Genomic DNA, 11,497 nt, shown 5'->3' with positions numbered 1-11,497 from the left:
TAGCGACGAGCAACGGCTTTGACCGATGTGGAGGTCTTGCAGGCCTCTTTGGCGACCTGCAGTTTGAAACGCGCGTCGTATCTGTTCATGTATCCCTCGGGGTTGGATCTGATGTCCAACTCCCGGGGGTCACTTCATGGACGGGTTCACGGCGTCCCCCGCGAACCCAACCCGACCGACCAGCGCGAGGGTTTTGCATTTGACAACCAGGCATCACTACCCACGAGGGGCCGCGCCGTTGGCTGGAAACTACGGCCACCAACCACGCCCGAACCGGGCGAAATGATCGGCCGCGCGTTCGAACGGATTGCGTGCACTCACCCCACCACACAGCAGGTACACCGGCAGGTACAACGGCCCCAGCACCATGTACTGGTAAACGTGCGCGCGCTCGTGGTCGTCCAGCCGAATCAGCGGCTCCACGCCCCACCCCGCCTGATGCGCATAGGTCCGGCAACAGATGCCGAGGTCATGGCCGGTATGCAGGATCACGTTGCCCAGGGTGATCGCACCGCCCGGCCCCCACGGCCAGTGATCGAACACCACGGCGCAGTCCCGCCCGCTCCATCGCAGCGTCGCGCCGCCAAGCATGCCGGCCAGGCCGCCGATCAGGCCGATCAGTGTGTTGGGCAGCGTCCATGCGGCGCCCAGCATCTGCAGCGCGCGCAGCCAGAGCGGCCAGGATCGAGCGGCGGTGTTCAATCCGCCTCGTTCGGAATCAGCAGCCACAGGATCAGGTAGATCAGAATGCCGGGGAAGGCGGCCGAGCCGATCGATACCAGCACGAACACGATCCGCACCAGGGTGGGGTTCCAGCCGAAGCGATGGGCAATGCCGCCCATCACGCCGGCAATCATGCGGTCGTTCAATGAACGCGACAGCGTCTTGGGCGTGGTGTTCACGGCGGTGTCTCCTCGGCTTGCGGGCAGAATCAGTCGAGCACGCCGCGACTCTACACCGCCTCCGTGTCTACGGCGTGCGGAGACGCAGCGCCTGCAGGCGCGCACCGAACCAGGCGGCCGCGGTCTGTTCAGGCTGCCCCGGGCACTGGATGCGGTAAGGCTTCCCGCTCATGCTGCTCTGGCTGGCGGCGCGCTCGATGAACTGCTCGGCGCTGTCCACCATGTCCTTCTTCAGCAGGTAGTCGTACTTGCGCTGCAGATGAGCGCGCGCATCGCCGCCGTCGTACCAGCTGCCATTGCGCTGGAAACGGCACTGCGAGCCGTCCAGGCTGGAAATCAGCTGGGCGATCTCCCGGCGTGCATGGGCACTGGGTGCGGCGTGGGCAAATTGTGCTGCCAGCAGTGCCGCAAGAATCAACGAAATCCGGTACGTCATCATCCCCCCAGGTCAATCGAGCATGGCTCGACTCTACAGGTCACGCGCCGTCAACCAGCCATCGATCGTGGCCGGCACTTCGCGCTGGGCGCGGCCGGACACATAGATACCAATGTGGCCACCGCGGAAACTGGACTCGGTGTAGTCGTCCGTGCCCAGGCGCCCACGCATCGCGCGCGAGGCGTCCGGCGGTACCAGATGGTCCTGCTCGGCATAGATGTTCAGCACCGGCAAGGTCACCTGCGACAGATCCACGGCTTCCTCGCCGATCCGCACCGTACCGTTCACCAGGCCGTTGCCCTGGTAGAACTGCTTGATGAAGTCACGGAACGCCTCGCCCGCCAGGTCCGGCGAATCGAAGATCCATTTTTCCATGCGCAGGAAATCCTCCAGCGCCGCCTTGTCGTCGAGGATATCGAGCAGACCGACGTACTTCTGCACGTTCAGGCGGAATGGCTTGAGCATCAGGTAGCTGGCATTCATCAGGTCAGCCGGTATGTTGCCCAGCGTATCGACCAGCAGATCCACGTCCACCTGCCGCGCCCAGTGCGAGAGCATGTTGTCGGCCGTCTGGAAATCGACCGGGGTGACCATGGTGATCAGCTTGCCCAGCTTCTCCCGGCGCAGCGCGGCATAGCACAGCGCGAACACACCGCCCTGGCAGATGCCGAGCAGGTCGATCGGGCCGCCACTGCGCACGCGCAGTGCATCCACCGCACCATCGATATAGCGCAGCAGATAGTCCTCCAGCGTCTGGAAGCGCTCCGAGCGATCCGGGTAGCCCCAGTCCAGCACGTACACATCCTGCCCAAGCGCCAACAACTTCTGCACCAGGGAGCGGTCGGCCTGCAGGTCGACCATGTACGGCCGGTTGACCAGCGCGTAGACGATCAGCAGCGGCGTGCGCCGGGTCGGCGCCTGTTCGCCGACGAAGCGGTAGAGCACCACCTTGCCGTCGCGCCACACTTCCTCGCGGGCGGTCACGCCATAGTCAACGTCTTCCACCTGCGGCAGCAGCTTCAGCCCTTCCATCAGCTTGCGCTGCATCGCCAGGGTTTCCTGCATCAGGTCATCGGCGTTGAAGCCCAGCGGTCCCTTCATCGGTCACGTGCCCGTGAGGTGGTGCGAGATTCGGACTTTTTGGCAGCCGCCTTCTTTGCCGGCGCGGCCCTCTTCGCGGCCTTGCGGGCGGCTGGCTTCACCTTCGCCGGCGTCGGCCGCGCCACCGGATCGGCCGCAGCGGTTCCAGCCAGCACCGCCACTTGTGCCTGCAGCCGGCGCAGGCTGCGCTCCAGCTCGGCGATGCGGCGGTGTGCGGCATCCATCTCGCTGCGGGTCGGCAGGCCGATACGTTCACTCATCTGTTCCACCTCGCGCTGCAGGCCGGCGCGCAGACGCATCTGCGCGTTGCCCAGCGAGGCGTACACCTGCTGGAACGGTTCGGACATGGCGACCTTGGCGTAGGCCTCCTCGGCCACTTCGATCCACAGGTCGAACATCGCGCGGGCGCTGGTCAGCTGGCTGCCGGGCTGCTCGTGCTCGGCCAGGCGCTGCTCGAACAGCGCGAAGGCCTCGTCCAGTGCCTGCTTGATCTGATCGACATAGGCGCGCGAATGCTGCTGGTATTCCTCCTGCGCACGCAGCAGGGCCTGCCAGCGCGCCTGGTGCTCGCGGCCGGGGCCGAATGCCGGGCTCTGCAGCCACGGGCCCGCCTGCAGCTGGAACTGCTGCAGCCATGCGGCGAATTCAGGTACTGCGGCACCGGCGTGGGTGCTGCCGCGGGCACCCTGCAGCATCCATTGCAGCATGCCGTCGCCCTGCCCCTGCACCGCCTCGCGCCAGGCCTGGGCCACGTCGGCACTGCTGGCGTCGCGGCCGGCAAACCGAGCGGCGACCTCCTGCATGGTGCCGTACCAGCTGCCCGCATGTTCGCGGAACCGGCGCACGGCATCTTCCGGCGCGCCGGGCGCCTGTTCGGGCAGCAATTGGCCCCACCAGTCAAACAACCGTTGCCAGCTGCCGGGGTCGTCACCGGCAGGTGCAGCGGGCGCGCCCGCATGGCGCAGAGCATCACCCCAGGCGCCGAAGTACTGCCGGGCCAGCGTCTCGAAATCGCTGCTGCCGGCATCGTGGGCCGAGCTGGTCATCGCAGGCCTCCGCAGGGCTGGCTCATGGCTTGGGGATACGCAGGGTCTTGCTGATCATCAGCGACCCGGACAGGGCGAACAACAGCACCATCGGGTGCAGCTGCCACGGTCCGATCTGCCACTGGCCGAACCAGATGTTCTGGCCGATGGCATCGGTGCCGGCGGCGATCGCCAGTACGATCACCAGCACCAGGCTGGTCGGGATCGGGGTGCCCTCGAAATACGTGACCTTGCCCTCATCGCCGGTCATTGCCTCGGCTGTGACGTTGTAGCGTGCCAGGCGGCTGACGCCGCAGCAGACGAAGTAGCTCAGCACCAGCCAGTCCCAGCCACCCTGCATGCCGCAGGCATAGGCCAGCGCCGCTGGGGCCACCCCGAAGGAGATCACGTCGGACAGCGAGTCCAGCTCGCGGCCCAGGGTGGAGCTGGACTTGCGCCAGCGCGCGATGCGCCCATCAAGGGCGTCGAAGATGAAGGCCAACGGGATCAGCGCCATGCCGAACAGCAGGTAGCCACGCTCGCCGTCCTGCAGGAAGCGCATGGCGGCAAATACCGCACCGGTGCCGCAGAAAGCATTGGCCAGGGTGAACCAGTCGGCCAGCTGGAACTCGCGCAGCATCGAGAAGTGACGTTTCATGGGGACTCACGGAGCATCAAGGCCCACAGGTTACCGCGAGCGCCGTCGCTGGTGACAGCGCTGACGGGGCCCACCCTTCACCGCCCCCTCACCCGCCCTCACCGGCGGTGAATTTTTCGCCACCCATCTTGACAGCCTAGGGGGGTGGCGCCTGTCGCGGCTTATCCACAAAGTTGCCCACGCGTAATCCACACCCCCTGTGGACAACCAGATCTCACCGACTGCGACGGTGGACATTTCCTCATCACCCTGACGCGGGGTTTCCCTACTTCCCAAGCCGCGAGGTCGGCGCTATGGTCACCGGCGGGCCCGCCGCCGCCACGCCCGATTCCTGGTGACGGGCGATGATGATGCCGGATGCTTCCACCTGCTGCTGGCGCAGCGGCCCTGAAGTGGTAGAGCCGGCCGCTGGCCGGCTGCCCCTGCCATTCCGGAGTGCCGGCCAGCGGCCGGCACTACCCAGCCTGCACCCGCCGCCAACGCGCGAAGCACAACACCTGCATCACCAGCATGGCCAGCAACCCCAGCGGCCACGCCCACCACACGCCGGCCAGCCCGTGCTGCGCCTGCATCCATATCGCCAGCGGCAGTTCCACCAGCAGCACCGCTGCCATACCCAGCAACGCTGGCAACCATACCGTGCCGCTGCCGCGCATCACCCCGACAAGCACCGCGCTGATTCCCATCGCCAGCACGCCCCACACCACAGTGCGCAGCTGCAACGCAGCCAGCTCGCGCACGTCGGCTGCCGCCAGGATCAGCCCGGTCAGCCCGCGCGCCAGCGCCACAACCAGCACCACCACCACGCTCAGCGTCGCCAGCGCCACCAGCACACCCGTCCGGGCGATGGCCGGCAGCCGTGCTGTACGCCCGGCGCCCATCGCATGCGCCGCGAGGATGGTGGCGGTGATCCCCAACGACATTGCCGGCAACTGCACCCAGTTCATCAGCTGGTTGACCGCACCGTAGGCGGCCGTAGCGGTGTAGCCGTAACGGTTGATCCAGCCCAGCAACACGATTTCGGCGACGGCCAGGCTGAGCATCTGCAGCGAGGAGGGTATGCCGATGCGGAGCATCGATCGGATGATCGCGCCATCGAAACGAATGGCATGCAACAACTCAGGGCCCGGTGCCAAGGGATGTCCTGCCCGATGCCAACGCAACAACAGCCAGCCCAGGGCCAACAGCGAGGCAAACGCCGCCGACACCGCCGCACTGGCCGATCCCAGCCGCGGCAGGCCGGCCCAGCCCAGAATCAGCAGCGGCGTGCACAGCAGGCCCACCGCCGTGGCCAGCAGCAGCGCATGCAGCGGCGTCTTCGCATCGCCTACTGCGCGGCTCACGGCAGTGGCCAGCCACAGCAGGAAGAACGCCGGCGCCGCCAGCAGCAGCACGCGCGCGTAGACGATGGACTCACCGAGGATCGGTGCCGGTGTACCCAGTGACATCAGAAGCTGTGGTGCGAAACCGCTCCCCAGAGCCATCACCAGCACCGACAGCACAAGGATCAGCGCCACCGCACTGCCAGCCACCGCGCGCACCTGCTGCGGCCGACCCGCGCCCCAGGCGTGCCCGATCAGCACCATCGCGCCGGTCGCCAGGCCCATCACCAGGGCCAGCAGCAGGAAGAAGACCGGGAAGAACGCAGCGGCCACGGCCACCGCCTGGGTACCGAGCAGATGGCCGAGGTAGATGTTGTCCAGCGTGCCTGCGGCCAGCTGCAGCGCATTGGTCAGCAGCATCGGCAGCAGCAGGGCCAGGTAGGTGCGCCACAGAGGCGGCGCGACCAGGGGCGTGGGATGTACAGGGGAGTTCATGGGGTTCTCTGGGCAAGGCGCTGCCCTGCCCGGCGTTTCCACCAGCAAAGCAAGCACAGGGGACCGGGCCGCAGCCCGCGATCAGGTGGCGCCGCCGCTCAACGACGGCGCGATGGTTCAGCCGTCAGCGCTGTCGAACGCCAGACGCAGGGCGTGGTCGCGCACATCCCTGGGCCAGGAATGCAGCACCGCTTCAAGGCCCGTACGGTCGTGCGCGAACAGCACGCGGATGGCCTCCTCGAAGCCCGGCAGGTCACCGGCGATGGTCTGCAGGAAGTGATAGGCGCGCTCGGCATCGCGACGCCAGCGGTCCTTGTCCGCACCGGCGCGGCTGGCCGCCTCCACCAGTTTTCGCAATGCCACCGAGGCCCCGCCCGGCTGCTCTGCCAGCCACGCCCAATGGCGCGGCAGCAAGGTCACTTCACGGGCGACCACGCCCAGCTTGGGGCGGCCACGGCCACGCGGGGTCGCCGCAGCGTCTTCGGCAGTGATCTCGGCATCCGCCTCGCCAGAGGGGGGAAACGCTTCGGTTACCCGCGCCAGCAGTTCCTCGTCACTGCCGCGCGTATCGAAATCGCGGGTGCGGCCGGTGGCGTTGTCGAACACCAGCAATGGTCCGGCAGCGTTGTCGGCGCGCAGCCGCTTGAGCGCCAGTGCCGCCACTTCCGGGCTGCCGCAGGCAACGAGGCGATGGCCGTCGAAACAACTGAAGGGAGGGAGTCGGGACGCAGGCATGGCAATGGCATCAGAGGTGATGCGCGAATATTGCCCGGGTAATTTATGGTCGTCAATATTGCCCGGGTATTAATTGACCGAAAGAGCCTGCCAACCCGGGTTGGCACCCACCGGAACGGTTGGCACCTCCCCGATTCGCCGGGTCACAGCCGGCTGTAGGACCAACTGACCATGCGCCCGTCCTTGTAAGGCATCACGCCGTGGAACGGGCGCGGGTCGGCGTCGAACACCAGCGGCAGGAAGTTGCGGTCGCCTTCCCACATCGGCAGCGTGTCCAGCTTGTCCAGATCCACCCACTCCAGCGTGCCTTCGTGGTTGCCGCCGTGCGGGGTGCCTTCGAAGCTGTCGATGACGAACACGAAGCCCAGCCAGTCTTCGCCGTGCCTGCCGAAACCGGGCCAGCTGAGAGTGCCGCGCAGGCGCATGCCGGTGCAGTCGATGCCGGCTTCCTCGGCAATCTCGCGGCGCATGCTGGCCGCCACGTCCTCGTCCGCTTCGATCTTGCCACCCAGGCCATTGTACTTGCCGAGGTGATGGTCACCGGGGCGCGTATTGCGATGGATCATCAGCACCTGGCGACGATCGGGCGACAGTACATAGCCCAGGGTGGCGACGATCGGGGTGTACGGCATGGGGCGGTATCCAGCGGCAGGTCAGCCCTGGATTATGGCCGATCAGCGCACCAGCGACAGGCGGCGCTCGGCAGGCGCACCGGCGCCATCGGGGTCACGGCGCAGCGTGGCGACGCCGTGGCCGCGCTCGGCCAGGTATTCCAGCCACTTGCCGAGGAAGGTGTTCATCCGCATGCGATGGCTGATCAACTCCGCCGGCGGCGGGTACAGGCCCATGGTGTCCTGCCAGCGGCGGCCGACGTAGCAATGGGTGGTCTCGGCCTGGCGCGCGTCACGGTACAGGCGAACATAGGCCGAAGGATCCGGCTCGCCGGTGACCGGGTCGGCGATGTCGTAGGTGAGCCGCAGTTCCACCGTATAGCGGTGGCACTCGATCACGTCCAGGCGGACATCCAGGCCGTCGCCGATCGAGGAAATGTAGCTGCCCGCCGCCAGTCCCGCCGGTTCGAACAGGCGCACCAGATGGCGGTAGTTCTCCGCGTACAGGCCCATCAGCCAGCTCAGCCGGCTCAGGCGGGGAATGCGTTCGGTACGGGGCAAGGCTCGGGCCATGGGTCGATCCTACACGTTGGTGCTTCAACGTGGGGGCGCCTCAAGCCACAGCCAACCCGACGACGACGATCCCCCTGCAGGGCCGAGACCACGCTCGGCTGCGCTTCGGCCAGAACCCGCTGGCCCAGCCGAGCGTGGGCTCGGCTCTACGGGCGCAGCCAGGCGCGCCGGAAAGGATCAATACAGCTCGCGCTGCAGCCCCAATGTGGCCAGCACCTTGCTGGAAATCTCCTCGATCGAGGTGTGGGTGGTGCTCAGGGTCGGGATCCGCTCCATGCGGAACATGGTCTCGGCCGCGGCCACCTCGCGCTTGCAGGTGTCCAGGTTCGCGTAGCGCGAGTTCGGACGGCGCTCCTGGCGGATCTGCTGCAGGCGGTCCGGATCGATGGTCAACCCGAACAGCTTGCGCCGGTAGTTGCGCAGGCGCGGCGGCAGGCGGTCGCTTTCCAGGTCTTCGTCGGTCAGCGGGTAGTTGGCCGCGCGCACTCCGTAATGCAGAGCCAGGTAGATGCAGGTGGGCGTCTTGCCGGCGCGCGACACCGCCACCAGGATCACGTCGGCATCGTCATAGTTCACCGCGATGCCGTCGTCATGGGTCAGGGCGAAGTTCATCGCGTTGATGCGGCGGTGGTACGTGTCGAAATCGACCATGCCGTGGGCCTGGCCGACCCGGGCCAGACGCGGGCTGGCCAGTTCACGCTCCAGCGGCTCGATGAACGGCGCGAACACATCCAGCATCAGCGCCCCGCTGTCGGCCAGGATCAGGCTCAGGCTCTGGTCCACGCAGGAGTTCACCACGATCGGCCGGACCTGGTACCGCTCCCCCGCCGCCTGGATCCGGGCGCAGGCTTCACGCGCTTTTTCAGGGTCGTCGACAAACGACATCCGATCGGTAATGAAGCTGAACCCGGAGAACTGGGTCAGCAGGCTATGCCCAATGGTTTCAGCGGTGATACCGGTTCCATCGGAAACGTAGAACACCGGACGGATGGTCGACATGCGCGCTTTTACCCCCTACAAAGCTTAAAAAGGCCGCCAGCACAAGCTTGTGCCGACGGTGCTCTGCCCGGCATCATATCGGCTTCTTCCTACGGACGCGGCCACTCAGCCCGCCTCGGGCGATGGCCAAACGGAGCATCGCGCTTGAACGAGAACATCCTGTGGTTGCACGAACTGCGTCTGGCCGATCTGGCCCGCGTAGGCGGCAAGAATTCGTCCCTGGGCGAGATGATCGGCAACCTGGCCGGTCTGGGCGTTTCGGTGCCGGGCGGTTATGCCACCACCGCTGAAGCCTTCAAGGACTTCATCGCGCACAACGACCTGTCCAAGCGCATCTTCGACAGGCTGGCCACGCTGGACGTCGAGGACGTCAACGCGCTGACCGCCGCCGGCAAGGAAATCCGCGGCTGGGTAATCGACGCCCCGCTGCAGCCGCAGCTGGACCAGGACATCCGCACCGCCTACGCCAAGCTGAGCGCCGAGAATGGCGGCGGCGACGTGGCCGTGGCCGTGCGTTCGTCTGCCACTGCCGAGGATCTGCCGGATGCGTCCTTCGCCGGCCAGCAGGAAACCTTCCTCAACGTGACCGGTGCCGACGACGTCGTGCACAAGGTCAAGGAAGTGTTCGCCTCGCTGTACAACGACCGCGCCATCGCCTACCGCGTGCACCACGGCTTCAAGCATGAGGACGTGTTCCTGTCCGCCGGCGTGCAGCTGATGGTGCGTTCGGGCGTCGGTTCCTCCGGCGTGCTGTTCACCCTGGACACCGAGTCCGGCTTCCGCGACGTGGTGTTCGTCACCTCCTCGTTCGGCCTGGGCGAGATGGTCGTGCAGGGCGCGGTCAATCCGGACGAATACTACGTCTACAAGCCCACCCTGCAGGCCGGCAAGCCGGCGATCCTGCGCCGCTCGCTCGGCAGCAAGGCGATCCGCATGGTGTATTCGGATGTCCCCGGTGAGCGCGTCCGTATCGAAGACACGCCGGCCGAACTGCGCACCACCTTCTCGATCAGCGACGAGGACGTGCAGGAACTGGCCAAGCAGGCGCTGGTCATCGAAAAGCACTACGGCCGCCCGATGGACATCGAGTGGGCCAAGGACGGTGTCAGCGGCAAGCTGTTCATCGTGCAGGCGCGCCCGGAAACGGTGAAGTCGCGCAGCCACGCCACCCAGATCGAGCGCTTCGCGCTGACCGAGAAGGGCGGCAAGGTGCTGGCCGAGGGCCGTGCCGTCGGCGCCAAGATCGGTTCGGGCGTGGCCCGCGTGGTGAAGACGCTGGACGACATGAACCGCGTGCAGCCGGGCGACGTGCTGATCGCCGACATGACCGATCCCGATTGGGAACCGGTGATGAAGCGCGCCTCGGCCATCGTCACCAACCGCGGTGGCCGCACCTGCCACGCCGCGATCATCGCGCGCGAGCTGGGCGTGCCAGCCGTGGTCGGTTCGGGCAACGCCACCCAGGTCATCGAGGATGGCCAGCTGGTCACCGTCAGCTGCGCTGAAGGCGATACCGGCTTCATCTACGAAGGCAAGCTCGGCTTCGAACGCACCACGACCGATCTGGGCAACATGCCGCCGGCGCCGCTGAAGATCATGATGAACGTGGCCAACCCGGAACGTGCCTTCGACTTCGGCCAGCTGCCGAACGCCGGCATCGGCCTGGCCCGCCTGGAAATGATCATCGCCAGCCACATCGGCATCCACCCGAACGCGCTGCTGGAATACGACCGCCAGGACGCCGCGACCAGGAAGAAGATCGACGAGAAGATCGCCGGCTATGGTGACCCGGTCAGCTTCTACGTGGACCGCCTGGCCGAAGGCATCGCCACCCTCACCGCCTCGGTTGCACCGAACCCGGTGATCGTGCGCCTGTCGGACTTCAAGTCCAACGAGTACGCCAACCTGATCGGCGGCAGCAACTACGAGCCGCACGAAGAGAACCCGATGATCGGCTTCCGCGGCGCCAGCCGTTACGTCGACCCGAGCTTCTCGGCCGCCTTCGCGCTGGAGTGCAAGGCCGTGCTGCGCGTGCGCAACGAAATGGGCCTGGACAACCTGTGGGTCATGATTCCGTTCGTGCGCACCCTGGAAGAAGGCCGCAAGGTCATCGAGGTGCTGGAACAGAACGGCCTGAAGCAGGGCGAGAACGGCCTGAAGATCATCATGATGTGCGAAGTGCCGTCCAACGCACTGCTCGCCGATGAGTTCCTGGAGATCTTCGACGGCTTCTCGATCGGCTCCAACGACCTGACCCAGCTGAGCCTGGGCCTGGACCGCGACTCGTCGATCGTCGCGCACCTGTTCGACGAACGTAACCCGGCAGTGAAGAAGCTGCTGTCGATGGCGATCAAGGCAGCACGTGCCAAGGGCAAGTACGTCGGCATCTGCGGCCAGGGCCCGTCCGATCACCCGGATCTGGCCGAATGGCTGATGCAGGAAGGCATCGAGTCGGTGTCGCTGAACCCGGACACCGTGGTCGACACCTGGCTGCGCCTGGCCAAGCTGAAGGCCAACGGCTGATGCCGTGATGGGCTGACGTCGCTTTCATCGACGTCCGCCCATACTGCTGCTGCACGCAAGCCCCGCCTCTGCGGGGCTTGCTGTTTCTGGCGTCCACGCACGCCCGGCCCCACGCAG

Annotated in this window: 12 protein-coding genes; 1 reads left to right on the top strand and 11 read right to left on the bottom strand. The window is 66.5% G+C overall.

Annotated elements, in window-relative coordinates:
* Window positions 1-249: 249 nt before the first annotated feature.
* The 11 genes from AC5P8U_RS19250 to ppsR form a co-directional block, all read right to left on the bottom strand.
* A complete protein-coding gene (locus AC5P8U_RS19250; protein ID WP_088123871.1) occupies window positions 250-654 on the bottom strand; it encodes a hypothetical protein in 405 nt (134 codons plus the stop codon).
* Window positions 655-698: 44 nt separating this feature from the next.
* The gene (locus tag AC5P8U_RS19245; RefSeq protein ID WP_194430536.1) at window positions 699-857 is read right to left on the bottom strand and encodes a PspC domain-containing protein; all 159 of its coding nucleotides are present in this window, start codon (window positions 855-857) and stop codon (window positions 699-701) included.
* Between the two features lie 112 nt (window positions 858-969).
* Entirely contained in the window at window positions 970-1,338 is a 369-nt protein-coding gene (locus tag AC5P8U_RS19240; RefSeq protein ID WP_334272189.1) for a YfeK family protein, read from the bottom strand.
* 33 nt (window positions 1,339-1,371) lie between these two features.
* A complete protein-coding gene (phaC, locus tag AC5P8U_RS19235) occupies window positions 1,372-2,439 on the bottom strand; it encodes a class III poly(R)-hydroxyalkanoic acid synthase subunit PhaC (RefSeq protein WP_072168075.1) in 1,068 nt (355 codons plus the stop codon).
* The gene (phaE, locus tag AC5P8U_RS19230; RefSeq protein ID WP_447897617.1) at window positions 2,436-3,485 is read right to left on the bottom strand and encodes a class III poly(R)-hydroxyalkanoic acid synthase subunit PhaE; all 1,050 of its coding nucleotides are present in this window, start codon (window positions 3,483-3,485) and stop codon (window positions 2,436-2,438) included. The genes phaC and phaE overlap by 4 nt, the downstream gene beginning before the upstream one ends.
* Window positions 3,486-3,507: 22 nt before the next feature.
* Window positions 3,508-4,122 carry a CDP-alcohol phosphatidyltransferase family protein gene (locus AC5P8U_RS19225; protein WP_019660264.1) on the bottom strand — a complete coding sequence of 205 codons (615 nt, stop codon included), beginning with the start codon at window positions 4,120-4,122 and terminating at the stop codon, window positions 3,508-3,510.
* Between the two features lie 455 nt (window positions 4,123-4,577).
* A complete protein-coding gene (locus tag AC5P8U_RS19220) occupies window positions 4,578-5,939 on the bottom strand; it encodes an MATE family efflux transporter (protein WP_088496175.1) in 1,362 nt (453 codons plus the stop codon).
* 117 nt (window positions 5,940-6,056) lie between these two features.
* Window positions 6,057-6,674 carry a DUF2239 family protein gene (locus AC5P8U_RS19215; protein WP_088496174.1) on the bottom strand — a complete coding sequence of 206 codons (618 nt, stop codon included), beginning with the start codon at window positions 6,672-6,674 and terminating at the stop codon, window positions 6,057-6,059.
* Window positions 6,675-6,817: 143 nt separating this feature from the next.
* The gene (locus tag AC5P8U_RS19210; RefSeq protein WP_088496173.1) at window positions 6,818-7,306 is read right to left on the bottom strand and encodes an NUDIX hydrolase; all 489 of its coding nucleotides are present in this window, start codon (window positions 7,304-7,306) and stop codon (window positions 6,818-6,820) included.
* 42 nt (window positions 7,307-7,348) lie between these two features.
* Entirely contained in the window at window positions 7,349-7,858 is a 510-nt protein-coding gene (locus AC5P8U_RS19205) for a DUF1249 domain-containing protein (protein WP_032954273.1), read from the bottom strand.
* 177 nt (window positions 7,859-8,035) lie between these two features.
* Window positions 8,036-8,857: a posphoenolpyruvate synthetase regulatory kinase/phosphorylase PpsR gene (gene ppsR / locus AC5P8U_RS19200; RefSeq protein WP_005417170.1), complete on the bottom strand. Its 822-nt coding sequence runs from the start codon at window positions 8,855-8,857 to the stop codon at window positions 8,036-8,038.
* A 144-nt stretch (window positions 8,858-9,001) separates the two neighbouring features.
* Here ppsR and ppsA point away from each other — a divergent pair, with 144 nt between their 5' ends.
* Complete coding sequence (ppsA, locus tag AC5P8U_RS19195; RefSeq protein WP_088496172.1) at window positions 9,002-11,380, top strand: phosphoenolpyruvate synthase; 2,379 nt, start codon at window positions 9,002-9,004, stop codon at window positions 11,378-11,380.
* Window positions 11,381-11,497: the final 117 nt, after the last annotated feature.

This window comes from Stenotrophomonas sp. YJH_SMC_81 (assembly GCF_059370875.1).
Note: the sequence above shows the minus strand (reverse complement) of the source record. Positions and strands in the feature narration are given on the sequence as shown.